The sequence below is a fragment of the Herbaspirillum sp. CAH-3 genome (assembly GCF_009668275.1).
Classification (GTDB): Bacteria; Pseudomonadota; Gammaproteobacteria; order Burkholderiales; family Burkholderiaceae_D; genus Herbaspirillum; species Herbaspirillum aquaticum.
Genome location: NZ_VSWE01000001.1, coordinates 472482 through 496214, shown reverse-complemented (window position 1 = coordinate 496214; position 23733 = coordinate 472482). Strand labels below are relative to the sequence as shown.

Below are 23733 nucleotides of genomic sequence, written 5' to 3'. Positions count from 1 at the left end.
GATTCCCCTGAGAAAGATTAAAACCACAAATTCGCCGGTCTATGCTTTTTTACTGACCGTAGAAACTATTAGGGCCACCTATTCGGTGGCCCCTGTCGGCTCATCTGCTGCAGAATTCTGTGGCGCCTTGGGCGCCGACTCTACGGTTGGCACCGGGTCGGGCGCATCTGGCCAGACCACGGTCTTGGGATAGTCGTCCTGAGCAGTGACGCGGCCCAAGGTGACGCGATACTGCTTCCAACGCACCAGCAGTGCCTGCTCCGAATCGGTGGCCACGCCGAGATCGACGGCATCCTGCAGAGGGGCGATTCGCAATCCGGCTACCTGCAGCAGCATGTCCCGCTTGAACTCAGCGGCGGCCCCAAGTTCAGCCGGTGAGGAGTCACCGACCGCCGGCGCCGACTCAACGCTGCCCGTCGGCAGATCGACGTAGCTCCATTCCTGGGCGTCCAGGTCAATCACCTGGTACTTGCCCTCGACATCAGGGCCAGGCTTCGCGTCGGTCGTATTTCCTGGGAACAGCCAATTGCCCTCGACGAGTGGATCCGGGTCTGCATAGCAGGGCTCGGCCGTTCGGATCAGCGCGCGAGTGGTCGGGTGGAAGTTCCAAAATTCGGGTGCGTTCATTGTCATCCTCAATATTTGATGCAGATAAGCGCGGCCAAGTTGCGGACCAAGTTTTCGGTTCCGCCAGTTGCGCCAATGGAAATACCTGTCAGGGCCGCATAGATACCTATGCCAGTGCCAGCTCCTGCAGTGCCATAGCTCTGGAATCCAGACGAACCGACCATATAGCCAGTTGAACCAGTAGCGGCCATTTCACCGGTCCGCGTGAACGGAGGAAGAGAGCCATAGCTGTGGGCATGCCCAGGATCGTAGACCGAGTGGGCGTGACCAGGATCCGACACACCGTGCGCGTGACTGAGCAACGCGCCTGCCTGGAGAGCCCACAGCACTCGAGACACGTCAATGCCTCGACCGTCATCGAAGCCGCGCAGAAATTCGCCTCGGGCGTCCGGCAAAACCAGATATGCACCGACCGTGCTGCGGCTTCCCGAGGGATTTGCCGGGTTCGTGCAGCGATATCCCCAGGCAGCTGTTGCATTGGCGGCATCGCCACAATAGACAGCTGCCGTGAGGTCAGCATACGAATCGCTGACGACCGCTGCTCCATTGGCCTTGAGCCAGCCCGAGGGCGCAACCTTTGAGAAGAAAAGACCAGCCATGCCCGCAGGGATGACGGTATTGATAACCCCCAGCAGACTGCGTGCAGCGGCCTTGTTGTCGCTATCCTCACCCAGCAGCGCCGCAAGATAGTCTCGCAGCTGGCCGAGCGCAACACGCATTTCCGCAGTCGTGGTGACCGGCGTCTTCGTACCGTTAAAAAGCTCTTTGCTTGGAAGTAACATGATTTCCCTTAGTAACCTTGAATTCGCGCGTCCAGCGACCCTGCCACCGCAACGCCCGCACTGTTGAAGCATTTCACCAGCGGCCCTTGCGTCACACTCTTATCGATGTACCGAGCACTGAGCGCCGTCCCACCATCGGCCTGCAGCGTGAGCTGCACGTTCTTGATCGCTAAGTACTTTTTTGCGATCGGCAACCGAATACCTGCAGGCGGCACCACGATGTCATCGAACGATTCATAGATATCCGGCACGTCGATGACTGCCTTGCAGGCGCTGATCACTCCCTGGTCTGGCCCGGTATCTACCGTGAAGCGAAGCTGATACTGGATCAGCTGAGCCGATAACGAACCTGGCCACGGCTGATAGCCTGGCAATGGCGTGAAGAATTCCGTATCATCTGCGCCAAAGAATGGATTGGCATCAGACCCGAAGTAAGGGTCTCCACCTCCGGAGCGATACTCAATCGTCCGCACTCCGCCCTGGAAATCGACATCTAATGTCATCGTCAATCCGGCCGCGACCACCGACGGCGTGAAGATCGTTGTCTCGTACACCATGCGCTTGTAGTTATCGGTAAAGAACTGGCGGCCGTCGTCCAGCGGCCAATAGTCCGCCAGGTCATTCCCCCAGAAGGCCAGTGTCCCTTCGGCCCGCAGATCTCCATCAACAACGATTGCGCCGGAGATCTGCCCTGGATACCCATCGCCGTGGAAGTCGAACTCCTCCACCACATTGGCTACCAAGGCGTCCCCCATCTCGGTCATGATGTAGGTTGGCGCATTAGACTGGAGTCCGGCCTTGTTCTCGGCCTTGATCATCAGGGTCAACGCGCCCTGTGGCCGAGAAAGGATCTGATACGGACTGCTCTGTACCATGCCACTGACAAGGTCGGCTGCATCACCCCAGCTGCGATTGGATCCGTAGTGGTACCGCACACGATATCCAGCCAGCTCCGCATCGTGCACTGCCCCCCATGACAGGACATCGCCATTGATCGAAAACCACGGCACGTCGGGCGGCGCCCCGAGATTGCCTTCCAGCTGGGTGACCGCGCTCAGCACCACCGCTGATCCGACATCGATGCTGTTGAATGCCTTCACGCGAACCTGGTAGGCGCCCGAGTAGATCCCTGCCACCTCAACACTGAGCGACTCGGTACGCGGCAGGGATACCCACTCGCCGCTATCCCGGCGCCAGTCAACCTGATAGCTCACAGCGCGGTCAGCCGCAGGCCAGGTGATCACCATCGTTGTGACGTTATCTCCCCGCTCGGACACTGTGTAGGTGCTCAAGGTGACCTTGGAGACCGGCGCCTGGTATCGCATCGGGATAACAGTGGTCGGCCTCGGCTCAATGGCGATGCCGCTTTCGATATAAGCGTATTTCCCAGGCTCATGCTGCACAGCCGAGATCTCGAATGTGAGATCTCCCTTCTCCGCCACGTTGATGATTCGATAGAAAGGCGCAACCAGGTCAATGTTATCGACCGACCAGACCGACTCTGCCTGGGGCTCCATGCTCCAGGGGGGATTGACGGTCACCGTGTCACCGTCCACCGCTACGACTGGCCGTGTTTCGGACTCAGCGCTGGGCAGAATCACGGTAAGCGCATCCCCGACCTGCACCACAGGCGCCTTATCCAACGTCACCGAATTGCCCGTACCAGCCCTTATGCGCCCGCCATTGCGCCGCCCCATCCGCCGAGGATCTGCGATCCGGACAATGGAGCCAGGGCGGGCCACTGCGCCGTCCAGACCAACCTGAAAGGTGATGCTCTCGGTTTCTAACTTCGACGTGAGCAGAATCCAGCGTCCCACGCGATGCGCCTGCGATTGGGATATGCATCCGAACGCGGTCACATCAGTGGACTGCACACCGTATCGGCGGATGCCTTCTTCGTCCGAGACGTATTCCACCTTGGCCCGGCCATAGTCGCCCTGGTCGCTCCAGCTGACGTTCGCCACGGTGTAGCGTGACTTGCGGCTACTACCGGCTCGCGTGAACTTGCCATCGATGACATTGGCCGCCGTGTAGGCATAAGCCGGATCCACCGGCATGTCCGCCGAGGCATAGATCGCATCGCCGGCATAGAACGCCATCCCCCGGAAGATGCTCGCCATGTCCTGCAGGACCTTGTACGCATCCGCACGGGACTGGAAAAACACGCCACAGATAAATCGAGGCTCCAGCCGCCCCTGGCCGTCAGAGACCCATTCGTCGCAGTAGCGCCCGATCTGGTAGATCGACCACTTGTCGACCTGATCTTGAGAAATGAGGTGACCGAGGCCGTACATATCATCGAGCGCCAGGTCGTAGAAGATCCAGGCCGGGTTGTTCGTCCAAGCGACCTTGAACTGGCCCTGCCAGACGCCCGAGTATGTCCGGCTGACCGGATCGTAGTTGTCCGGAACCCGGATACGACGGCCCTTGATGAAGTAGGCCCGCGAAGGGATGCTGGTGAATTGGCGCGCATCAGCCTGCAGGCCAATCAAGGCCGAGTTCGGGTAGCGCAGCTTCGAATCAATCACCTCGGTGATCGAGACGATATTGACGCGGTCGGAGATGAGCGAGGTGTTCGCATTCGGTGTAACACGCACCACGCGCACAACCCACCCCATACTGGCCCGCTTCAGATTGATCCGACGGCTTCGCTCGTAAGTCGACGTCGTCTTGCCATCGAAGGCCTCGTACAACATCGTCTCGAAGCTTCCGCCATCGGTGGAGACCTCTACACGGTATTCGATCCGGTACCCCTTGATCGCGTTGTTGGAGGTATCAGTCTGGCTGAGCGCAGGAATCGAAAACCGGATCCGAACAGCGGACAGGTCGGTATTGGAAAAGCCCCGCGACCATGGTGTTGCTGATGTCAGCTCCACGCCCACAGACTGCTCACTCTCGACACTAGGAAATCCGGGAATGTAGTCTTGATCCTGCGTGCCAGGCCGGAAGTCGATGGTCAGGTTCGAGAAGTTGTAGGTGCCGTCAGCGTTCTGGACAGGAGTTTCGTTCAACGCGATAGACCTGGCGCCGTCGACGAGGCCCTCGATCTCCTTGCATCCGATGAGATCGATCAGACGGACCGAGGTGAGGCTATGCAGGCTATCCGATGCCTCATTGATGCTCTGTGACTCACCTCCACCCTTGCCGCCACCGCCATAGCCAGTCAGATCTCTGCGCAGTGACACAGCACTCATTGTTGATCCTCCGCATACATACCACCGCTGATGGCGGCACTGCCGACCCACATCGGACCGCCGAACGCCACCGGAACGCAATTGCCTTGCGCCGCCGTGTTCACAGCTCCATTCATGGTGTAAGAGGCACCGTTGTCGACGCTGTCCTTGGAGGACAGGCCTGCCGGCTGTGGTGCGAACAGACTGATCACACCGCCCAGCGCCATCGATATCCCCATGCCGCCAATCGTGCCAACCGACCACAGGCCGGCCTGTCCTAAGCCGAGGAAGGCCGGGTTCCAGAGGGCTAAGCCGATCAGCGCCGCGCCCAAGACGATCTGGAAGATGCCACCCTGCTTGGAGCCTGTCAGGATCGGGGCGATCCGGATATCCTCGGCACCAGGAGGAAGCGCAAGTTCACTCTCACCGATGTTGCGCTTCCCAAGGAAGATCGCGTAGCCGACGCCCCTATCGCGGCTAGTCATCAGCTCACGCTCGAACCCCGGCAGCACCATGCACATGGCACGAATTGCCTCAGCGACGCTCCCGACCGCCAGACTATGGACGCGGCCGAAGCGCCGGCCCAGCTGACCGTACAGACGAATTCTCCGAAGTGTCATAGCTCACCAAAAAAAGAGGCCGCCCAATTAGGCGGCCTGGTCATTGCTTGCTGCGGTATCTCACCCGCACCCTCGTATTCGTGAGCATCTGCCCACCATAGACATCGCGGGAGGACAGGCGGCCGTACAAGTGATGCAGGACCCTACCGTCTCCCAGATAGACGCCGGCATGATTGGCCTTGTCCGAACGCATCTGCATGATGATGACGTCCCCCTCACGCAGCTCAGCATCATCCGGCAGCCTCTCAAAGCCGGCGCCGCCATAGTTGGCAAGATAGAGATCGTCTGCAGAGCCATCGGACCACCAACGGTCGCGCCGTGCAAAGTCCGGCAATTCGATGCCACGCTCCCGGCGGTACCAGTCCCGGATCAACGTGTAGCAGTCCAGAACACCGTGGGAGAACTCGCGACCGACCAGCGGAGCCTCATAACCGCAGGGCTTGCACGACTGCCACTCGGTGACGACGGGTCCGGCCCCATCGACAGGCCCATCCACGCGCGCGATATACCAGGGCAGCCCCGACGCCTCACACGCAACCCGGTCGGCCTGGCTCGGAGCAGCCGGAACGTCAGGATGCGTATGCACGACAGCCACCACCTCCCCGCGCTCCTCGGCGGCCGCATAGTCCGCTGCAGGCAAAACAAACGACTCCTCACCCACGGCCACGTTGCGACAGGGGATGTACCGCTCCCTGCCCCGCTCAACAATGATCAGGCCACAGGCCTCGCGTGGATAGGCAGCGCAGCCATGCTCTGCGATTTCCGATTGCAGCTTTTCATTCATCATGATCGGATCAATCCGGCGCCCGGAAAGCCTCCAAAGTTCAATTGCTGCCCATCGCCGAACCGAAGTTTGCAGGCACTGAGCGTGCCCGCGCACTTGTCCTTACTGGAATCCGATACAGGATTGCCCTGCAGGTCAAACTTCGCCGAGCCGGTGTAGTTGCAGTAGGGGCCGCGATAACCTCCACAGGAAAGCCACCAGCAGCTGTTGGCCACCACCATCCGGCGAGGAAGCTGAACGCCGTTGAAGTCCAGTGGACTGGAGAGCTGAAAGGTGATGACTGCCCCATCGTCGGATGTCCTCTGCTCGATCAACCAAATCTGCTCGGGCAGCTGCTCCGTAGGATCTGCAGAGGGGTTCCCGCCTGGGAAGTTCTCGGCATCAAGGAAGCGACCCAACGTTGTGCGACGGATCAGCCTGGCTCCCACCAGGTCGTCAAAGGCGAGACACAAGGATGCAATGCTGCCCTGGACGTCACCAACGGTGAGCGTGGGCGATGCCTGCTGACCCTGACCGTTCATCGCGAATCCATCCGCAGCAATCGGCCAAGCCACGTACTCGACACCGCGCCACCAGATCGCCCCCACCTGGGCGTATCCATGGAAGAAAAGCTGCCCGGCGCCGATAACCCTGGCATCGAGCTCGAAAAGATCGACACGCTCTCCAGGCTCGAGCTTCTGGATATCCGAATAGATCCTCATGGCGTGATCACCTGCTTGAAGGTCGTGGTCAACGTAGACATCCCGACGCCCGCAGGGGTAGTACTGTAAGCAAGGTCTCCTGGAGGCGTCCGCACCAGAACCTGACCCTTCCGAGGCGCATCCCAGTAAAACGCCCTCACGCCGGCATGGCGGTCGAGGAAGTCCTCGACTGCGGAGATGTCGGCATCGAGGCCAGTAATACTGATATTCCAGGCCCCGCTCACGTTGTTGATCCCCTTTGCAGCAACCTGCTCGTACCCGTCGCCGAACGTCGCCACGAGAACGGAGAACTTCCGCTGAGTGGTTGTTCCACTTGTTACGCGCCAGGTAAATTTTTCAGGTTCCATCAGCCCCTCACTCCATTTTCAATCTTCCAGAGGATGCCCCCTGAGTACCGCTGGCGCTGCAGCTCGAGCTTGACGGCCTCACCCACCATTCCGGCAAGCTGGGTGCCCTGCGCGGACATATCTCCACCAGAGACGGACGTCTTCGAGGCACCGTCATTGTTGATTTCGACGCTCACTGCGATGCTGATAGGGTGGCCACCTCCGAATGCTTGGACACCGAGAGCACCGTTCGGTCCCCGCTTCAGCGGGAAGATACCCTCCGGCCCGGCCTCGCCCATCAGGCCGGCACCCTTCGCGAAAGCGAACATGGTCGGTTTGGATACCACCTGACCACTGTAGGCGCTCAAGCCTGGCGAGCTGTAGACGCCGCCCATGGCGTTCATCGTCAAACCAGAAAATCCAGATCCAAGAGAACCAAAAGTACTTCCCGGCTGTACGCCAAAAGTAGTCGGTCCTGAGCCAGCACCACCAATCTGGGCGGCGGAAGCACCTGGCGAGAACAGTGATGCAGCCAAAGGCACCAAGTAATTGAAGAGGCCCGAAATAGCTGCTCTGGCCTGCATCCGCGCGATATCCGCCACCACCGACTTAGCTAGATCACTGAAGTTGAGCTTCCCCGTGGTAGCAAAATTCGCCCAGGCATCCTCCATGCCGCGCGCCGAGGCGCTGAAGACGCTTTCGACTTGACTCGCAACGTTGGCTGCCTGATCAGCATAGTTCTGCATGAAGCGGCTTGCGCCCACCCAGCCATCCTGCTGGACTTTTTTTGCCTCCTCGGAATAGCTGCGTTCCAGCTGCTGCCGCGCTTCCAGGTTTGCCTTCAGTGCCGCCATCTCCTGGTCGTATTGCGCCTGATTAAGGCCGCCGTGAGCTTCGCCCTTCTCCCGAGACTTACGCAAGGCCTCGGCCGCCCGATCAAACTCCTGCTGCACCTGGTTGAGACGATTGAGCTCATCACGGGCTGCATCACCCAGACCGGCCCCGTCGACCAGATTGCGGATGGCAGCTGCTCGCGTGTTGTAAGACGCGTTGAGGGACTCGACGTAAGCCTGGACGTCACGAGCATTCTTTTCTTCCAGAGATCGCGTGTCGTTGACGAATTTTTGCTCATTCTGCAACTGCTCATCACGGATCTTGCGCTGCTGATTCTTCGCCTCTTCCAGCGCACTCAGGTTCTTCTTTCGACCAGCGATTGCTTCCTGCTGCTGCGCCAGCGTCATCTCTTTATCCAGAGCGGTACGACGTGCCTCATAGTCCGCGCGGAGATATTCCTGCGTATTGACCAGGCCGACATCGTAGGTGGCCTTGTTGTTCTGCAGCGTGGCACGCAGATTCCGCTCTGCCTCCTGCATCTGACCCTGAATGGCCTTGATCTGCGCGTTCAGGGCGTTATCGGCGCCGGATGGTGCCTTTTCCTTGTACTTATCCTCGATGTCCTTCTGCAACTTGGCGTACAGGCCGCCCGATATCGGATTTCCTGATTCGCTGAAAATCACTCCATCGAGACGGTCGTTCGCTGCGCCCGTACGATTGGCCTCGCGCATCATGGCCGTGAAACTCTGCGACAGCTTTGCCAGCTCGTTCCGCTTGCGAATGCTCTTGTCAACAGATTCGGTCAGCTGATCGACCGACCGTGCGGCCTGTATGGAAGCATCGCCGCTCTTCGCCGCCTCCTCCTGCTGAGCTGCGAGTTCCTTCTGGATAGCCAGCTGCTTCTTCATCCCGTCGACGCGGGCCTGCAGCACATCACGATCCGACTTGATCATCGGCGTGGCCAGGCGCTTCTCATACTCTGCGATGTCGTGCTCAAGCATGTCGGTACGACCGTTGTTCATCACGGTATCCCAGAAGCCCATCACAGCATTTTTTGCGCGCTTCCATGCGCTCTCGATGGTGCCGATATGCTCATTGATCGAGCGCGCACGAGCCCCCATGGCATCTGCATAGGTGCGCTCAGCCAGGTCAATAGCTGCTTGAGTGTCGCCCTGCCGCTGCAATGCCGCGATCTGGTCATACACCGACTGCGTGAGGTAGTGGTACTGCTCGTTCAACGTCGCACTAGCCTCGACGGGCGAGCGGGCCAGCTCTTCAAACTCGCGCACCGTATCTTTCACGGCGCGGCCTGTCGCCGTCTGCATGTCCACCGCGACAGTGGTGATCAGGCCAATCTGCTCGGCGGAGTACTTTCCGCTGTTCGCCAGCTCCAGGACCACCTCTTTCGCCGCAGACAAGCTGCCGAGCGTTCCAGCGGCCTGTACGGACATGTCGTGCAGGCTGGCGGCAGTGGTACCGGCAGCGTTCCCGGTCACCACCAGCGCGTCTGCGAACTTCTTTTCTTCGGCATGCCCCTGCAGGTAAGCCACTGCCAGGCCACCGACAGCGGCAACCAGGGCGCCAATCGCCAGCGTTGCCGGAGACAACAGTGTCGGCATCAGGCCTGACTGCTCGGCGAAGATCGAGAACGAGCGGCTGGCGCCGCTGAAGTTGCCGCTGGCAATTTCTCGCGCCAAGACGCCCAGCTCACGGCGGCTCCCGCTAGTAGCGAGGCTGAAACCGTGCATGCCCTTTTCGGCTTTCTCGATCTGCTCGATCAGCGGCGCGGCCTGGCTGGTCACGCCAAGCTGCGCCGCGCGGTACTCCAGCAGCTCCTTGGCGCTCTTGCCGGCAGTAGCGGCCTGATCCTTCAGGCGCGCGATGAATGCATCGGCCTTCGCTGCAGCCTCGGTACTGGTCTTGTTCAGCTGCGCTTCACTCAAGTCCAGCTGCTTAACCGCTGCAGCGTACTGCTCGGCCGAGATCCTGCCTTGGCCCCATAGGCTTACCAGCTTGTCCGTCTGGGCCTGCAGCTCCTTCTGGCTGCTCGCACCGCGACCAATAGACCCGAGCGCCCGATTCACCTCTGCGACCCGGTCTGCAGTCTCCTGCAGGGCGCGATTCTGCAGAGAGGCGTCGATCCGGTCGGTACCGGCTGGAGCATTGCGGCCGCCTGCCTCCCGAGCTGCTGCTGCAGCAGCGCGCGATGCCTCGATTTCCTTGTTGAGGGCGGCCGTCTTCTCCAGGGATGCAGCCACCGACGCCCGGATACGGGCTGCAGCATCCTCTTCGCTCTCGGCCTGGGCCTTGACCGCGACCGATGCGGCATTGGCTGCCTCGGCATTCTTCCGCTGCGTCGCCTCAAGCTGGCGGAATGTCGCCAGCAATGGCGCCGCTGCCTCCGAGACGCCGAGCTGCGCCGCCCGGAGCTCCAGTGAGGCAACCTTACCGCCTTGCGCTGCCGCTACCTGGCGCTGCAGCCCCTCCAGGTAGCGCTGCTGTGCCGCGCTCAACGCAGTTGCACCCGACGTACCAGCCGCCGAGATCTGGTTCAACGCCGGTACGATCTTTGCCGCTGCCGAGCTCGCCTCAGTTTGCACCTCACGGACGGCCTGGCCAGCCTCCCGCATGTCGGCTTTGAACTGATCCATTTCGGCCGTCAGCCCGACCGTTACACTGCCGGCCAGATCACCCGCGCCTGATTTCGCCATATCACATTGCCCTGAAGAAGCGCCGCCCGAGGGCGGCTGTTACTGTTCACGCATCAAGCTGATCGCTGCGTTTTCCATTACCCTCACGTCGTCAAACACCCGCCTGCGCTGCACAGCAGGAACACCAAACAGGCGCATGACAGAGGGGAGCGCCGAGTAGTCCAGTCCAATCGGCACCCCCATATCTGTCCGCCACTGCGTGCGCATTGCGTTGAAGACTTCGACAGACGTGTAGTTCTCGGGAAAGATATCGAAGGAAGATCTGTCGCCGAGATCCTCCGGAGTCAGCCCCAGGGCTGCGAGCTGTGCGGCGTCCGGCTCCGGGGTATAGAGGAACTCCGCAGCGGCGATCAGTTTCCCTGGGCGGCCTTGTACACTTCGTTGAAGTAGGCCTTGTGGATCACCAGGTCCAGCCCGTGGTAGCTGCTCAGCAGCTCACGCAGTCGGTCTTCACTGAAAGTTCCCTCGACACCATCCCAGCCGACGACATTGGTCTGCACGAATTCGCCGATGGTCATTTTCGGATCCTTTTGCAGCAGAGCGGTCAATTCGTCGGGCTTGTGGTAGCGGACGGTCACCTTGATTTTGGTCGGCTGTAGCTCGCCGGCCACCGGAACATCCACGGGCAGGATGAACGTCGGATTAGGTTGCAGTTTGAGCATGCATCACCTTAGGTCTGGTAGCGAGTGGGACGGGACACCAGGGCCAAGGACGCCTTGGTGGTCATGATGTTGCCCTTGGTCAGCGTCGGGGTCGCGTTATACGACACGTAGCCGTTGTAGAAGATCTTCGGACCGCTGGGCAAGGCCAGCTGCAGCGGACGAATGGCGCGGGCTTCATCAGCCGCCGACAGTACATCACCATGGGGCGAGGTCGGATCGTCCGCTGCCGTGATCGACAGGGTCTGTGGCGACTTGGTGGTGGGGACCTGGCGCTGCTGGTCATCGTCCAGGAACTCGACGGTGGCGAAGTTCTGATCACCGCCCGACGACTCGAACGCAGTCACCTGCGGGATTTGCTGCCAGGTCAGCACCTTTTGCAGGCTGCCGATGCCACTCCCTGCAGGGAATTTGTCGGTGCTGGAGGTATCGACGCCTTCCAGCGTGACGGCGCCTGCGTTGAAGTTCTTGATGCGAGCAACACGCTGATTGAGTTTCAGCCAGCCCGGCGCGGTGACGACAACGATGTCACCGGCCGCCAGGGCAGCACCAGCTGCGACTGTGCCAACGGCCTCCTGGGCGTTGGACAGCGCGGTCATGGCCACAACGGGACCGAAAGTCGCGGCAATGGAGAGTTTGGAACCGTCCGGCAAGGTATAGGACATGGTGTCCCCTTTCAAAAAAAATGGCCCCAAAAATGGGGCCTGTTAGTAGATTTGATGCGGAACTAAGCCGCCGCCAAGATTCGGAAATCACAGCTGCGCCGATAAAGCGCTACTGCGCTCTCGTATAAACTGACTGGAGCACCGATAGCGGAGGCCTGCAATGGACGCAAGCGGGTCCGCACCTGTGACATTAGCTCGTTTGCAGATGTGCGCGTTTCTGCATAAACGTCAATTTGCAAGCGGACCAGATCCATGGAAGAAGGTCCATCTAAGAACTCAACTGGATCCCCACCAACTTGGAGCAGAACGATATAGGGTCGCTCAACTTTGTCGGGCGCGTGATCAAAATAGACGCGGCTGCCAACCAATTCGGATAGCAGATCCATAACCAACTTTTCGATCATGTCCCTCCCCTCAGCGCCTCGGCTACACGCTCCTTCAATTTATCTTGCATCGCCGTGAGCGCGGCGTCCTTCTTTGCCTCATAGCCTGGACGCAAGAAAGGATGAGCCGCGACGAAGATCGGCTTGGAGTCGGCGCGATGCTTCTTCCAAGTGATTCCATCTGGCTTGCGCGGGATATACCAATGGCCGTATTCCACCCATACCCCGTAGAACGGCACATCATCCTTACCCTTTTTGCGCCAAGACACGTGGTAGGTCTGCGATGTCACTGAGGAGACTTCCTCGATGTGTTTCTGATAAATGTTATCAGCGAGAATTCCGCGCTTCCGAGGGGCGCGAGCAATAATCTCAGCCTTAATAATCGAGGCCCCAGCGTTCGCAGCTGATCGCAGCGCGTCGGATCCGACCTTCTCTGGAAGGCCTTCGAGTAGGCGAATTACCTCATCAAAGCCATCGACCTCCATCCTAGCCATCGCGCAGACCTTTGGAGCAATAGATCTGCAATTCGTCGCGATCACCCCGCTTATCCAGCGCTGCTATCACGTGATAAGACTCACTGGCCAGCACAATCCGCATGCCTTGCTCAACATCCGTGCGATAGCGCACCAGGAACTTGACTGATATTTCCTGGCTGATGGACATGGCCGATTCAAGCTCACGACCAGCAAGGTCGACTTTTCGCGCCCACGGCTTTGCAACCTCACTCCAGGACCTGGAAAGGTCTCCGTCATCATTTTTTGCCTCAACTTTTCTTTGCAGAGAAATGAGGCGATTCAGTTGACCGGCGCGCATGCTATGGTCCCATGTTGTTACGCTTCGGGCGCAGCAGGGCTTGCGCTCCGTTGGGAAGAGCCACTGCGCTCGCGCCAATCACCACATCCTCCCGATTGGCGTACAAATGCCCGCAGGTCAGCAAGATCGCGGCCTTGATGGCAGCATCCACCACGATGGGCTCGACGCCACCGGTGCCGGCCGCCGCCGCAGCATCAAGCGCAGCCTGGTCCGCGAAGATTTGCCGATTGAGATAATCCGCAGCCGCCTGCTCTGCTGCAGCCAGATAAATATCCATCAGCTCATCTTCGGTGCCCGGATCTGCCTTGCAGTGCTGGAGCGCAATGTCCCTGCTGACCAGGCCCATCAGTTCGCCTCTGCCGCCTTCGATTGCTCGGCCGCCTTCAACTGCTCGACCAGCTCTTCCTTCTTGGCGTTCTGGGCATAGGTGATCTTCAGATCATCCAGCGCCGCCTTCAACTGGAGGACGGTCATTTCGTCGATGGAACGCTCCAGCGCGCCGAGCGCAAGTGCGCCGGCCACCAGCTCAGGCGGGCACTCATCGCCCTTCGAGAACTGCGCCGGATAGATCTCGCCCTCGCGCACACCTTCGAACGCCTTTGCAAAAACTCGCAAACTCATACATTTCTCCTAGGAAGGGGAAGAGCACGACCCGCGCCCTCCCCCTCAGATTGACCCAGCGCAGATTAAGCCGAAACCTTCAGGGCCTTCAGCGGCTCGGGGTTGAGCAGGCCGCCGCCCACGCGCTTGGTGGTGTAGAACTGCACGTAGGGCTTGTTGGTGTACGGATCGCGCAGGACGCGGATGCCGATGCGGTCGATGATCTGGTAGCCCTGCTTGAAGTCACCGAACATGATCGGCACCGCATTGGCGGCCACGTTGGGCATATCCGGAACCTCGATCAGCGGGTAGCCGTTCAAGGTCGCCGGCTGACCAGCAACGTAGGAGGGCTGCCACAGGTAGTTGCCCTGGCCGTCCTTCAACTTGCGGACGGCGCCCTGGGTGTTGCGGTTCATGATGAACTGCGCATTGCCAGCGAACGCCGAGGGCAGGCAATAGATCAGGTCAAGGATGCCGTCGGAAGTCAAGGTGGCGGCCGCGCCGCTGTTGACCAGGGCAATGGGGCCCATCGGGTGAACGGTAGCATTGGCACCGCCGGTCACGTAGGTCAGCAGGCCCATCGGCTTCTTGTTTCCGTCGCCCGAGACGAAGGCTGCACCTTCCTGCTTCGCGAACTCGGTTTCGACTTCGGAAGCCAGCCACTTCTCGATATCGATCTCGGAATCGTCGAGGAGTTGCTGGGTGGCCGAAGGATTGGCATAGATCTCGCCATGCGAGAAGGTCAGGGACTTCAGCTTCGAGCTGTTGGTTTCCGGGCGGGCGTCCGTCTCACCGACCCAGCCACTGCCGGTGCCGTGCACGTTGAACAGCTTGCTGAAACCGGCCTTGGAGGTCGACATCACCGAGGCGATGGCCCGGATGGGGGAGATGAGAACCAGCTTGTCGGTGATGGTGCGATCCCATTCGACGGGCGTGGTGTAGCCTCCGTCTTCCGCCGAGCCCTTGCTGAGCGCAGCCTGCACGTCGCCCGAACGCATGTGGGACTGGAAGGCGCCGGTATATTCCGCGTCGCGCAGCTTCTTCTCGCCGCCGTTCATCTGGGAGGCGGCGATCTTGGTATGGGCGTCTGCAATTTGCTTCTGCAGCTCGTCCATGAAGGCACCGATCTTTTCGACCTTGGCGGTCTGGTCAGCGGACGGCAGGCCCTTACGGATGTCGTCCAGCTGCTTGGTGTGCTCGGCCTTGAAGTCCGAGAAAGCCTTGTTCATGGCCTCCACGGACTGGCGCAGCTCGGGCGGCAGGGAGCCGGTATCAGCGCGCACGCCCATGATGCCGCGACGACGGGTGATGATGTTCGATTGTTGCATCATTGACCTTTCAGAGTTTGGATAGTGGATTGCAGCAGCGCTGCGATTTCATTGGTGCCAGCGCTGGGCGTGGCCGGTGGGTCGGCAGCGCCAGGCGTGCCGGAAAACAGACTCTTGAACACGTCCTTGCGAACCGAGCGGGAATGGCCAGCCTTCGCCATGGCCACATCGATGAGCGCCTTGGCGCGCTGCTGACTATTGGCCTTCGGATCGGACTTGATATCGGCGGCCGAGAGCATGCCGGTGGCAAACCCGTCCCGGATCGCGTCTGCCGGGGTCAGCCAGGTTTCCTTGTCCATCATGTCCGCCACGGTCTCCGACGAAAGACCGGTGCGAGCGGCGTACAGGCTCGCCATGGAGGCGTCGAACGTCGCCATGACATCGGCCGAATCGGCCAGATCGTGGCGATTACCGACCACAACTGCCCAGGCGTTATGGATCATCAGGTGAGTCCCCTCACCCATCCGGATCTCATCACCGGCCATGGCAATGATGGAGCCGGCGGAGGCGGCCAAGCCCAGGACATTCACGGTAACCTTGGCCTTGTGCTCGCGCAGCAGGTTGTAAATAGCGACACCCTCGAAGAAGTCGCCGCCCGGCGAATTCACATTGACCGTAACGTCGCGCTCGCCGATAGCGCGCAGCGCTGCCGAGATGCGGCGAGCGGTCACGCCGTTTCCGTCCCAGGTGTCACCGATGGCACCATAGACGGAGATCGACGTATCGGCATCCTCCTTCGCTGCGCGGATTTCGGGATTCCAGCGCTCCAGCGCATCCTCCGGCATTTCAAATTCGCCGCTCAGCCGGTGGTCGGCCTTGATTTCAGGTAGCTTTAGGTGGCTCATTGTTGGGTGCCTTTGACATTTGGTTCTTCAGTGAATTGGCTTGCGGCTCGTCCGACTCGGGAAGATCGCTGAGCTTTCTCACCTCGTTTTGCGTCATAAAGGGAGCCTGCCCACCAGATCCAAGCGCCTTGGCGAAGAAGTCCGCCTGCGCTTCCAGCGTGCCGCGCAGCAATGCGCGGGCATTGAATTTGAACTGCAGCTGGTCGAGTTCGGACTCGGTCAACAGAACGCGTGCAGCCGACTGCTCCCAGTTCGTGAACCGGAAAGCCAGCGCGTATTGCACGAAAAAGATGGCCAGCTGCTCGATGCCGCTGCCCCAAGCAGTGTCATCCATCATCATCAGGGGACGCGGCACACCGAAGGCACGGGCGACCTCCTCGATCTGCATGCCGCGGTTCTCGATATGCTGGGCCTCATCAGCTGTATTGGAGAACTTGCTGGCCTTGCCACCGCCTTCCAGGATCAAGAATTTCCCGGCGTTTTCGGCACCGGTATGCTCGTCGCGAAGGGAGTCCTTGATCCGCTCGTAAGCCCGGTCCGACAGTTCATGCTGGAATTCCAGGGCGCCGCCGGCCATGACGCCCGATTCGAAGGTCCGGGATGCAGCCTGCTCGGCCTTCAAGGCCAGATCGATGGCGCCGCCCGCGAGGCGAACGCGAGACTGCCCCTTGATACCATCCTCGCTGAGGTCGCGCAGATGGAAGACCTCATTAGCGGGGAGGACGACGCGCTGGCCGTCTGGCCGCGTGAAGACATAGGTCATTTCCCATGTGTTCGAGAGCTGCGGCTCTACGCGATCCGGATGCATCGGAATCAATGCCACCGGCCGCGTACCAGACTTGATGACGCGGGCATAAGCATTGCCCTTGAACATCAAGTGAAACTCCATCAGCCGCTTGAATTCCAGCGGCGTCTGCCAGCTGTTCGGGCGATACTTGAGGAGGCGGAAGGCCGGGTGATCTGTCGCGTTGCCCTTGCCCGGATCGCTGTACATCAGATTGAACGGCAGCATGCCGATGGCTTCGGAAATCAGCGTCACGCAGCGAAGCACCGCCATGTTGCGTAATGCCTTCAATGCGCCGGGCCCGCCGGCCCCCTGCGCGCCCCTCACATACTCCAGAAATGCTGGATCATTCAGCCCGTTGAAGACCAGGCCGCCCGCTGGATCTTCGGCGCGTGGGCGCACTGCTCCCCCGCTCGAACTCGCCGAGCGAAAAATTTTGAACAGATCCATGGATTCCTTACGCGTAGCGAATGCCGCGCCGCTCGTAGATTGTGTTGATTGCCGGCGCCGGGTTCAGCGACAGCAAGGAAATTGCGTTGAAGGTAGCCATCAATGGGTCGATCTTCGCGGTACCAGAGGCTTGCTTGGTGATCAGAATGGCGTTTCCTTTGGGCTCAACCTTGGCATTGCTGACGCAGTAATTCATCATCTTCTGCCCGCCATGCACCAGCACGCCCTCCGCCAGCTTGCGCTCGGTGGTCTTGATTGCACCGCCAAGTTTCCAGCCCTGAGAAATACCCACGATCTTGTCTTGCGGTACACCGGCCTCGATCAGCGCATCCAGAATGCCGCCCATACCGCCAGGATCGACCCCGACCTTGTCCAGGAGACCGGCTTGCTCGATGGATGCAACCATTTCTGCCATCTCGATCACGTCGGGGCCGACCGAATCACATATCGTCAACTCGCCCTGGGCTGCATAGTCCAGCCAGGCCGGGACTTCGGATTTACGCAACTCAAGAGCTGGAGGATTCACCCAGGCATGCGTCCAGAGCAACCATTCACGGGTTTCCTTATGACGCCCAGCGGCCGCAAGCCCGAGCCAGTCGTCATTGCCGCCGCCGTCAGCGCCGACATCGATCACCTCGCACTCTTCCAGTAAATCCCTAAGTTTCAAGCCTGGGCGCTTGGCTTGGCGTTCCCATTGGTCCGCGCCGGCCCACCGATCCGACCGCAGGGACAATCCAATTTCTACATTCAGGTGCTTCGCCAGGAATTTCTGCAGAGCCCCGTCCAGCTTGCCCTTGACCTTGTTCAACTGGTCAAGCAGCCACTCGGCATTTACTGAGCGCCCGATATTCGGGTTCGTGATGTAAAAATTGGCCGGATCAAGATAGGCCTTGCTCCTGATCATCGCTGGCGGGAATTCATACAGCACGCCCAGAGATTTAGGATCATGGATCACCCCGTCCCGCACATTGCGGAAGTAGTTAAGCTTCTCCAGGTAGACGCCGGCCGGCGGCTCATCGCTTTGCGTGGTCAGGAAAATCACCCACCCTTCGTCGCGAGAGACCTGGCCGCCCAGCGCCTCCATGAACATGGCTTCTGCATTGGCTCGCTTGCCAAACAGCCAGTGCTCGTCCACCAGGATGCGTCCGGACTTCTTCCCCGACACGGTATCCGTATCGGCCGCCACCACTTTCAGCGATGCTCGGGACACCCGATGGGTGATGGTCCGGATGTGATCCTGAATATGGAACATGGCCGATAGCTCATCATCGGCACGGATCATGCCCGCTGCCGGCTTGAAACTGTTATCGGCGACTTCCTTAGTCGGCGCCAGAATCAGGTGTTCTTCCTCCTCCCGCCAGCATAGCAAGACCGCTGTCAGCATGATCCCCGCCGCGATGGTGGACTTCGTGTTCTTCTTGCTGATCAGCAAATAAAATTCACGAATAAGCTGCTGGCCAGTGTCGGCGTCATAGGCACCGAAGATGGCGGAGACGTAGTCGAACACCCATTGCTCACTGCACTCACCGAAGGTCGGCTTGCCGGGGATGTCCACCACGCGCAACTGCTTGAAAATCGACAGCGCATGCTCGGCTTGGTCACGGAAAATCGGCGGCGGGATGATCGACTTCCCTTGGACGATCCGCTCCTCCCAGTCAGGTACCGCAGTAGACCACTTCATAGCTTCTTACCGCCGGACGCTGCCAGGCGAGGAGGCGCGGCGGTCGGGAAACGGCTGGCCACCTTCTTGGCTTCCTCGTCCCGAGCATCCTTCTTGCCGCCCTCGCCCAGCTTTTTGTGCATGAACGGCAGCAGCGCCTTAGCCGCATCGACGCGCAGCTTGTCCTCAGTCAGCGGGTCATTCATTGTTGCCAACAAGAACGAACGCGGATCGCTGTATTGCAATGCGCGGCTGATATCGAAGGGGCTGCTCGCGACCTCCCCGCCCGGCGGCTTTGATGCCTCTCGGCACTTTTTCAGATATTCAGCGACGGCGGGGTCTTTAACAAGTCGCGATCCTGCTGCCGAGGCAGTCGCGGCACTGTAACCGGCCTCGATAGCCGCGTCCCTGTTGGACTTCCCGCGCATCACCGCATCGGCAAACAGCTTCTTTTTAGCTGTTAATGCCATTAACAAAACTCCTAAAAGGGGATTTTTTCTGCGCGTGGGAAGGCATGCGGTTTCCGAAGTTTCAATCCGTCAACTTTCGACACCCCCGGTAGGCATCGCCTCCGGATCATCCTCCCCTGGCGCGTTCAGCAGCCTCACGCGCCGTCTTTTCATCGTGGTGATCCTTGCAAAGGCCCTGCAGGTTGCTCTGTTCGTTGGAGCCGCCTCGCCACAAGGGATCCTTGTGATCGACCTCTACTGCTATGGTCTGCCTGCCTTCAGCCAAACAAGCCACGCACCAGTGATCCGATGCAACCAACGCATCAGTCTTCATCTTCATCCACTGCCGTCCTCGAATGCGAGGTGTAGAGTATGCGGATGCTTGCCGTATCGCAACACGACTAGTAGATGTTGGAAGCAAACGCGGCTTCAGCATAGTCAGCTTTGCCACCTCATTCCTCCTACGCGACTAAGCAGTGGCTGCTGCCATCGCTGCAGCGGCAGGACCCAACTGGGCCGCGTACTGCTGGCACGCGAACTGTGTCTCATGGATACGGTCAGCACTCCACTCCCGGCAATTCACATAGGTGGTTGCCGCAGCCACGCTGGTGCCAGCATTCACGGCAGCCCCTGTAATCGCGTTGACCAGATTCACAATGGTCGGACTCACATAGACCATTCTTGCCACCAGCGCAGCTGCAGAGGCGCCTGCGCCCGCGATATAAATCGTCTTCCCCGTATGAGCTGGCAGAAATACTGCCGCCGTCGCGGTGAAGACATTGCTGCCGGAGTTGATGGCACCAGTGGTTTGAATGCCATTTGCTTTCCAGACATGAGTCACCGGGTCTTCTACGACCGATGCGAAGTCAAGCACACCTCCATCATAGATCGCAGGCTGGCTCAGTCGATACGCATTGAGGTCGCGGCGTCTTTGATCTGCGGCGGTCACCGTCTGATTTGCCAAAGTGGTACTCTCGTCAGTGCTTGTGGTGCGCGGCGGAATTGTTCCACCCCAAAACTTCTTCCCACGGATGTTGGAAAGGCTTTTGACCTTCGCGTCCAGCGCGATCAACGAGGCAGAGTCGGCAGCGCCCGAGAAGTCGTTTGTTCCGTATCCATTAAACACATCCGTGACAAAGCGCAGGAAGTTGTGTCGCCGACCACCGTAGCCGCCGATGAAATTACCAGCACCGTCCGACACAGCACCCAAGTTCATCCACGGGCCGAGGGGGCCGAATACCCTTTCAGCAGCACACTGCAACAATGACGCATCGGACACGTAATCGAAGTTATACGGCGAGGCAGAGGCCATACCCGCACCACGAGAGTCGGTCAGCAGCCCGAACGAGCGGACATCCGAATCAGTCAGAATGCACATTGGCGTGATGTGCTGATTCGATGTTGCATCGGTATTGACAAGCGCCCGTCGCTCCACTGCTGTAGCGGTAAACATCAGATGATTGATCACATTACCGACGGTGCCAGTGATGATCGAAAGTCCATTGGCGGCGTTGTTCGCCCAGGGCTGTGGTCCGCCATAATTAAATGGAATACCCGCGTTCGGATTGGCGTGAAAATGCCAGAGACCATACCAGGTACCCGCCCTGATCACTGTATCCGGCCGCATGCCATCGGAGAAGATATCGGCTCCACCGACACCAGTGCCCACATGCGCCCCCCTATACTCCACGATCTGGAGATCGTCGCGATTCAGCGGATATTCCAAACCCGTTGTGATCTGGAGAGAACCGGTATTCGCCGTCTCGTTGTAGCCCCAATAGTTCGTCCACCCTAAGAGGAACCAGGGGATATCGACGGGCGCATAGTGCACCGAGAAACCGAACCACTCCCGCACCGCTCCCAAGACGTTTGGGTAGCGGCAATGCGTTCCAACATGTCTCAACTTGGCCACAGGCATCGCCGGTACCGGAGCATAACGAGTCGGTAAGTTAATGACCGAAGACAGGACGCTCATTGCGCGCTCCATTTGGAGATCGTGGTTTTACCGGAAACATAGGTGATGGTCTTGATGAAAACCTTCCCATCCTGGCGTGTGGCCTTGATATTGACCGGCCGATCACTCGAATCCTTCGTGATCTCAACGTCGCACCATTCCGTCCAGGTGTCCGACAAACCCAACGGACTATCCAAACCCATATTGACGATCATCTTTGCACCCGGCATAAAAAAACCCACTTCCAATTCTGAAAGTGGGTCGCACAGACAACTTATTCGGAAAATTTAACCTGGCTATCGTCAGGACATATTGATTAAGCAACTAGGAGGTACCGAAACATGGAGCTACTATCTGTTTGGTAGCAGGATCATCGCGAAGGGTAATAATGACCTCATAGGCAATCTGGCGAATAGATGCATACGCTCGGTTGTGTCGAATAGTTGGCATACTATCTCTATATTGCTTCCAGAGCGCCTTCATGCTGGCGATTGGATCGCCCGGAACAGGAGCCTCTCCAAACCATGCTATGGCACCGTCCCCATTGCTGTTATCACAAAGTGCTCGGTAATCTTTATCAAGAGATGGATCTACATGCGAACCGCCATCTTGATTGGCCATAACAAGCACGAGGTGCATGCGGTTGAAATCCCGATGATCCACTCCCTCGACGATTGTGCGCGTCCACCAGTCATCAAAGCGCTGAAATGGAATTAATGCCTTCGAGCGAGGGTCTTGCGGCAGATACTTTGGCTCATCAAGAGGTGCAAACCAACCGAAAGTACCATCCTCTAAAGCTCTAGAGACCAGAAATCCGACCTCATTTGCATTCGTCGCCGCCACCCGGTATCCCTGGGCCTTTAGCTCGGGCGGAATCATGGACTCACACGCGATCTGAAATTCCGTACGGTATATCCCCGTGTTCTTGAAACTGATCACATCGCGCAGTCCCAACTGAACCAATAGAGCACGGGACTTTCCAACGTGATGAAGCAAAGTACGCAGTACTGAAGCGGCACGTGGAGCCTCGTCCGCGTCTCCCGCGTCCATGACATTGCACGAACGCATCAAGTATCTCAGCTGTTTACGGAGATGTTCTTCCAGCTCTTCCCTTGAAATCGGTTCTTTATTATCGTTGCCGTAAATATCGCTTGAATCTGCCATATCCGCCCCCTTGGAAGTTGATATAAAAATATCACATACGGACGCAGAACGCATGTTGCAAATAGGTTACTATTCTCGCCTAGCCAACCCTAAGGACAAGCTATGGAAAGCACACCAACTCGCGAAGAATTTGAAGCCTTGCGTAACAGCCACCAGAAGCTGCTTGATAGCCTCGCCATCTCGGCGACCGCTGATTTTGCCATGAGCATCTCTGTGATTGGACACTTGGCCGCACATGCTAGCAACCGCAAAGCAAATATAGAATCCATTGGCCAAAATGCACTTGGACTGCTCCGCGAACTAAACGCCAATCCTTCCATTCCAGAGCACTACAAAACCGGAATGACGGACCGCATCCAAAAGGTAATCCTGAAAGCGCAAGAGCAATACGGCGCATGAAAAAAGCCCCGTCCATTCGGATCGGGGCTTTCGTAGAAATTTTCTGACACTTATTCAGACTATCTGAATGACCCCGATTTTAGGGGGAAAAGTGTAATCTCGACCAGAACTATTATGTGTAATTTTAATTACACACTCGCGACTCGGTTCTCGGCATCGAAGGACTGCTGCGCAACTTGAAAGCTGCGCGCCAACGACATGGCCTTGCGAACAAATGTGCGAGCCCGGTTGTAATAGGTCTTTTGCGAGATACCCCTCTCATCTGCCAGGCGCTTCACGTGGCCTGCCCTCTCAATGTACATCAGGCGGAAGCATGCGAACGTCTCCTCATGCTCCTTCATGTCAGCCATGGCATACACGGCCGCATTGAACCACTGCATGTCAGCGCTATTGCGGGCGTCCGGCGGCTCTTTCGACTTCCCCGCCTGGAAACGCGCCAGGACGTTCTGGGCGCCGGGCTTGAAGTAAAACTTGCGGGTATCGCACCAGCGCAGCCACTCCTCGCAATAGGCGTCCAGCTGCTTATCGGTCAATCGGTCGTTCGTCATTTTTTTCAGCCTTGTTTTGCAAAATGGCGCAGCAGCACCGCCAGCGCCCCGCAGAACGCTACGAAGAGCGCCCCGAGTGTCATGATCAGTTCTACTGCCTCCGAATTCACACTTCCTCCTTTGGCAGCGGCAAACCCTCATCATCAAACCTGTCACGGTAGATCCGCCACCCAAGCGCACCGAGGGCGCAGCAAGCTGCCAGCAGGAAATGCCCGAAGTAGGCAAATCCCACGACGAAGAGCAGGTTCGCCGTGGCATTGACTGCATCAATCCACTTGATGCGCTTTGGCTGCTTCCCAGATGCCGGCAAGAACATCACCAGAATCCCGAACACAGCCCCAAACCAGAACCAGAAGAGCACGATGTTTCCGCTGCCCTCAGATGCCTCGAACTTCCACGCGTAGAAGAGGTAGGCCGCCAGCACATTGATGCCGAAGGTCTTCAAAAACCGGGTCACGTTATTCATTGCTGCCT

At 58.8% G+C, this 23733-nt stretch carries 28 protein-coding genes; 1 reads left to right on the top strand and 27 read right to left on the bottom strand.

The features are described from left to right. Nucleotides 1-78: 78 nt before the first annotated feature. The 25 genes from FYB76_RS26965 to FYB76_RS02360 all read right to left on the bottom strand — a co-directional run bounded on the left by FYB76_RS26965 (nucleotide 79) and on the right by FYB76_RS02360 (nucleotide 22312). Nucleotides 79-627 (bottom strand): tail fiber assembly protein, encoded by a 549-nt coding sequence (locus FYB76_RS26965; RefSeq protein ID WP_255475261.1) that lies wholly within the window; start codon nucleotides 625-627, stop codon nucleotides 79-81. Between the two features lie 8 nt (nucleotides 628-635). After that, nucleotides 636-1409, bottom strand: a complete 774-nt coding sequence (locus FYB76_RS02475) for a hypothetical protein (RefSeq protein WP_154132570.1) — start codon at nucleotides 1407-1409, stop codon at nucleotides 636-638. Nucleotides 1410-1417: 8 nt separating this feature from the next. Continuing rightward, nucleotides 1418-4603: a host specificity protein J gene (locus FYB76_RS02470; RefSeq protein WP_154132569.1), complete on the bottom strand. Its 3186-nt coding sequence runs from the start codon at nucleotides 4601-4603 to the stop codon at nucleotides 1418-1420. Beyond that, on the bottom strand, nucleotides 4600-5202 hold the full coding sequence (locus tag FYB76_RS02465; RefSeq protein ID WP_154132568.1) for a tail assembly protein: 603 nt from the start codon (nucleotides 5200-5202) through the stop codon (nucleotides 4600-4602). The genes FYB76_RS02470 and FYB76_RS02465 overlap by 4 nt, the downstream gene beginning before the upstream one ends. 40 nt (nucleotides 5203-5242) lie before the next feature. Beyond that, entirely contained in the window at nucleotides 5243-5986 is a 744-nt protein-coding gene (locus FYB76_RS02460; protein WP_154132626.1) for a C40 family peptidase, read from the bottom strand. After that, the gene (locus FYB76_RS02455) at nucleotides 5986-6687 is read right to left on the bottom strand and encodes a phage minor tail protein L (RefSeq protein WP_154132567.1); all 702 of its coding nucleotides are present in this window, start codon (nucleotides 6685-6687) and stop codon (nucleotides 5986-5988) included. Before FYB76_RS02455 ends, FYB76_RS02460 begins: the two co-directional genes overlap by 1 nt. After that, on the bottom strand, nucleotides 6684-7034 hold the full coding sequence (locus tag FYB76_RS02450) for a phage tail protein (RefSeq protein ID WP_154132566.1): 351 nt from the start codon (nucleotides 7032-7034) through the stop codon (nucleotides 6684-6686). Before FYB76_RS02450 ends, FYB76_RS02455 begins: the two co-directional genes overlap by 4 nt. Further along, complete coding sequence (locus FYB76_RS02445) at nucleotides 7034-10558, bottom strand: phage tail tape measure protein (protein WP_154132565.1); 3525 nt, start codon at nucleotides 10556-10558, stop codon at nucleotides 7034-7036. The genes FYB76_RS02450 and FYB76_RS02445 overlap by 1 nt, the downstream gene beginning before the upstream one ends. Before the next feature lie 39 nt (nucleotides 10559-10597). Beyond that, nucleotides 10598-10846, bottom strand: a complete 249-nt coding sequence (locus tag FYB76_RS27070) for a DUF1799 domain-containing protein (RefSeq protein WP_195724562.1) — start codon at nucleotides 10844-10846, stop codon at nucleotides 10598-10600. Between the two features lie 62 nt (nucleotides 10847-10908). Beyond that, nucleotides 10909-11220 carry a phage tail assembly chaperone gene (locus FYB76_RS02435; protein ID WP_154132564.1) on the bottom strand — a complete coding sequence of 104 codons (312 nt, stop codon included), beginning with the start codon at nucleotides 11218-11220 and terminating at the stop codon, nucleotides 10909-10911. A gap of 8 nt (nucleotides 11221-11228) precedes the next feature. Then, the gene (locus tag FYB76_RS02430) at nucleotides 11229-11882 is read right to left on the bottom strand and encodes a phage tail protein (RefSeq protein WP_154132563.1); all 654 of its coding nucleotides are present in this window, start codon (nucleotides 11880-11882) and stop codon (nucleotides 11229-11231) included. 62 nt (nucleotides 11883-11944) lie between these two features. Next, nucleotides 11945-12286 (bottom strand): DUF3168 domain-containing protein, encoded by a 342-nt coding sequence (locus FYB76_RS02425; protein ID WP_154132562.1) that lies wholly within the window; start codon nucleotides 12284-12286, stop codon nucleotides 11945-11947. After that, complete coding sequence (locus FYB76_RS02420) at nucleotides 12283-12750, bottom strand: HK97 gp10 family phage protein (protein WP_195724552.1); 468 nt, start codon at nucleotides 12748-12750, stop codon at nucleotides 12283-12285. The genes FYB76_RS02425 and FYB76_RS02420 overlap by 4 nt, the downstream gene beginning before the upstream one ends. Nucleotide 12751: 1 nt before the next feature. Next, on the bottom strand, nucleotides 12752-13078 hold the full coding sequence (locus FYB76_RS02415) for a phage head closure protein (RefSeq protein ID WP_154132560.1): 327 nt from the start codon (nucleotides 13076-13078) through the stop codon (nucleotides 12752-12754). Between the two features lies 1 nt (nucleotide 13079). Beyond that, the gene (locus tag FYB76_RS02410) at nucleotides 13080-13424 is read right to left on the bottom strand and encodes a head-tail connector protein (RefSeq protein WP_154132559.1); all 345 of its coding nucleotides are present in this window, start codon (nucleotides 13422-13424) and stop codon (nucleotides 13080-13082) included. Next, entirely contained in the window at nucleotides 13424-13699 is a 276-nt protein-coding gene (locus FYB76_RS02405) for a hypothetical protein (RefSeq protein ID WP_154132558.1), read from the bottom strand. The genes FYB76_RS02410 and FYB76_RS02405 overlap by 1 nt, the downstream gene beginning before the upstream one ends. A gap of 65 nt (nucleotides 13700-13764) precedes the next feature. Beyond that, nucleotides 13765-15009, bottom strand: a complete 1245-nt coding sequence (locus FYB76_RS02400; protein WP_154132557.1) for a phage major capsid protein — start codon at nucleotides 15007-15009, stop codon at nucleotides 13765-13767. After that, nucleotides 15006-15851, bottom strand: a complete 846-nt coding sequence (locus FYB76_RS02395; protein ID WP_154132556.1) for a head maturation protease, ClpP-related — start codon at nucleotides 15849-15851, stop codon at nucleotides 15006-15008. Before FYB76_RS02395 ends, FYB76_RS02400 begins: the two co-directional genes overlap by 4 nt. Next, entirely contained in the window at nucleotides 15829-17085 is a 1257-nt protein-coding gene (locus FYB76_RS02390) for a phage portal protein (RefSeq protein ID WP_154132555.1), read from the bottom strand. The genes FYB76_RS02395 and FYB76_RS02390 overlap by 23 nt, the downstream gene beginning before the upstream one ends. A 7-nt stretch (nucleotides 17086-17092) precedes the next feature. After that, nucleotides 17093-18766, bottom strand: coding sequence for a terminase large subunit (locus FYB76_RS02385; RefSeq protein ID WP_154132554.1), 1674 nt, complete (start codon nucleotides 18764-18766; stop codon nucleotides 17093-17095). Then, nucleotides 18763-19215 carry a terminase small subunit gene (locus tag FYB76_RS02380; protein WP_154132553.1) on the bottom strand — a complete coding sequence of 151 codons (453 nt, stop codon included), beginning with the start codon at nucleotides 19213-19215 and terminating at the stop codon, nucleotides 18763-18765. The genes FYB76_RS02385 and FYB76_RS02380 overlap by 4 nt, the downstream gene beginning before the upstream one ends. 106 nt (nucleotides 19216-19321) lie before the next feature. After that, nucleotides 19322-19534 (bottom strand): HNH endonuclease, encoded by a 213-nt coding sequence (locus FYB76_RS02375; protein ID WP_195724551.1) that lies wholly within the window; start codon nucleotides 19532-19534, stop codon nucleotides 19322-19324. A 129-nt stretch (nucleotides 19535-19663) separates the two neighbouring features. After that, complete coding sequence (locus FYB76_RS02370) at nucleotides 19664-21169, bottom strand: hypothetical protein (protein WP_154132551.1); 1506 nt, start codon at nucleotides 21167-21169, stop codon at nucleotides 19664-19666. After that, nucleotides 21166-21363 carry a hypothetical protein gene (locus tag FYB76_RS02365; protein ID WP_154132550.1) on the bottom strand — a complete coding sequence of 66 codons (198 nt, stop codon included), beginning with the start codon at nucleotides 21361-21363 and terminating at the stop codon, nucleotides 21166-21168. Before FYB76_RS02365 ends, FYB76_RS02370 begins: the two co-directional genes overlap by 4 nt. Nucleotides 21364-21472: 109 nt before the next feature. Continuing rightward, entirely contained in the window at nucleotides 21473-22312 is an 840-nt protein-coding gene (locus FYB76_RS02360) for a hypothetical protein (protein WP_154132549.1), read from the bottom strand. 102 nt (nucleotides 22313-22414) lie between these two features. On the opposite strand from FYB76_RS02360, the gene FYB76_RS02355 reads away from it, so the two are divergent. Further along, nucleotides 22415-22711 (top strand): hypothetical protein, encoded by a 297-nt coding sequence (locus tag FYB76_RS02355; protein WP_154132548.1) that lies wholly within the window; start codon nucleotides 22415-22417, stop codon nucleotides 22709-22711. 128 nt (nucleotides 22712-22839) lie between these two features. On the opposite strand, the gene FYB76_RS02350 is transcribed toward FYB76_RS02355, so the two are convergent. Together FYB76_RS02350 and FYB76_RS02345 are read right to left on the bottom strand one after the other, a co-directional pair. Further along, nucleotides 22840-23259 carry a hypothetical protein gene (locus FYB76_RS02350; protein WP_154132547.1) on the bottom strand — a complete coding sequence of 140 codons (420 nt, stop codon included), beginning with the start codon at nucleotides 23257-23259 and terminating at the stop codon, nucleotides 22840-22842. A gap of 106 nt (nucleotides 23260-23365) precedes the next feature. After that, nucleotides 23366-23725 (bottom strand): hypothetical protein, encoded by a 360-nt coding sequence (locus FYB76_RS02345; RefSeq protein ID WP_154132546.1) that lies wholly within the window; start codon nucleotides 23723-23725, stop codon nucleotides 23366-23368. Nucleotides 23726-23733: the final 8 nt, after the last annotated feature.

Coding starts and splice junctions, on each gene's coding strand:
- FYB76_RS02360 (WP_154132549.1), bottom strand. CDS start 22,312: ATGGCAGATTCAAGCGATATTTACGGCAACGATAATAAAGAACCGATT.
- FYB76_RS02385 (WP_154132554.1), bottom strand. CDS start 18,766: ATGAAGTGGTCTACTGCGGTACCTGACTGGGAGGAGCGGATCGTCCAA.
- FYB76_RS02365 (WP_154132550.1), bottom strand. CDS start 21,363: ATGATCGTCAATATGGGTTTGGATAGTCCGTTGGGTTTGTCGGACACC.
- FYB76_RS26965 (WP_255475261.1), bottom strand. CDS start 627: ATGAACGCACCCGAATTTTGGAACTTCCACCCGACCACTCGCGCGCTG.
- FYB76_RS02450 (WP_154132566.1), bottom strand. CDS start 7,034: ATGGAACCTGAAAAATTTACCTGGCGCGTAACAAGTGGAACAACCACT.
- FYB76_RS02435 (WP_154132564.1), bottom strand. CDS start 11,220: ATGCTCAAACTGCAACCTAATCCGACGTTCATCCTGCCCGTGGATGTT.
- FYB76_RS02460 (WP_154132626.1), bottom strand. CDS start 5,986: ATGAATGAAAAGCTGCAATCGGAAATCGCAGAGCATGGCTGCGCTGCC.
- FYB76_RS02420 (WP_195724552.1), bottom strand. CDS start 12,750: ATGGAGGTCGATGGCTTTGATGAGGTAATTCGCCTACTCGAAGGCCTT.
- FYB76_RS02425 (WP_154132562.1), bottom strand. CDS start 12,286: ATGATCGAAAAGTTGGTTATGGATCTGCTATCCGAATTGGTTGGCAGC.
- FYB76_RS02395 (WP_154132556.1), bottom strand. CDS start 15,851: ATGAGCCACCTAAAGCTACCTGAAATCAAGGCCGACCACCGGCTGAGC.
- FYB76_RS02370 (WP_154132551.1), bottom strand. CDS start 21,169: ATGAGCGTCCTGTCTTCGGTCATTAACTTACCGACTCGTTATGCTCCG.
- FYB76_RS02475 (WP_154132570.1), bottom strand. CDS start 1,409: ATGTTACTTCCAAGCAAAGAGCTTTTTAACGGTACGAAGACGCCGGTC.
- FYB76_RS02405 (WP_154132558.1), bottom strand. CDS start 13,699: ATGAGTTTGCGAGTTTTTGCAAAGGCGTTCGAAGGTGTGCGCGAGGGC.
- FYB76_RS02470 (WP_154132569.1), bottom strand. CDS start 4,603: ATGAGTGCTGTGTCACTGCGCAGAGATCTGACTGGCTATGGCGGTGGC.
- FYB76_RS02350 (WP_154132547.1), bottom strand. CDS start 23,259: ATGACGAACGACCGATTGACCGATAAGCAGCTGGACGCCTATTGCGAG.
- FYB76_RS02400 (WP_154132557.1), bottom strand. CDS start 15,009: ATGATGCAACAATCGAACATCATCACCCGTCGTCGCGGCATCATGGGC.
- FYB76_RS02380 (WP_154132553.1), bottom strand. CDS start 19,215: ATGGCATTAACAGCTAAAAAGAAGCTGTTTGCCGATGCGGTGATGCGC.
- FYB76_RS02375 (WP_195724551.1), bottom strand. CDS start 19,534: ATGAAGATGAAGACTGATGCGTTGGTTGCATCGGATCACTGGTGCGTG.
- FYB76_RS02415 (WP_154132560.1), bottom strand. CDS start 13,078: ATGCGCGCCGGTCAACTGAATCGCCTCATTTCTCTGCAAAGAAAAGTT.
- FYB76_RS02445 (WP_154132565.1), bottom strand. CDS start 10,558: ATGGCGAAATCAGGCGCGGGTGATCTGGCCGGCAGTGTAACGGTCGGG.
- FYB76_RS02355 (WP_154132548.1), top strand. CDS start 22,415: ATGGAAAGCACACCAACTCGCGAAGAATTTGAAGCCTTGCGTAACAGC.
- FYB76_RS02390 (WP_154132555.1), bottom strand. CDS start 17,085: ATGGATCTGTTCAAAATTTTTCGCTCGGCGAGTTCGAGCGGGGGAGCA.
- FYB76_RS02345 (WP_154132546.1), bottom strand. CDS start 23,725: ATGAATAACGTGACCCGGTTTTTGAAGACCTTCGGCATCAATGTGCTG.
- FYB76_RS02410 (WP_154132559.1), bottom strand. CDS start 13,424: ATGGGCCTGGTCAGCAGGGACATTGCGCTCCAGCACTGCAAGGCAGAT.
- FYB76_RS02465 (WP_154132568.1), bottom strand. CDS start 5,202: ATGACACTTCGGAGAATTCGTCTGTACGGTCAGCTGGGCCGGCGCTTC.
- FYB76_RS02455 (WP_154132567.1), bottom strand. CDS start 6,687: ATGAGGATCTATTCGGATATCCAGAAGCTCGAGCCTGGAGAGCGTGTC.
- FYB76_RS02430 (WP_154132563.1), bottom strand. CDS start 11,882: ATGTCCTATACCTTGCCGGACGGTTCCAAACTCTCCATTGCCGCGACT.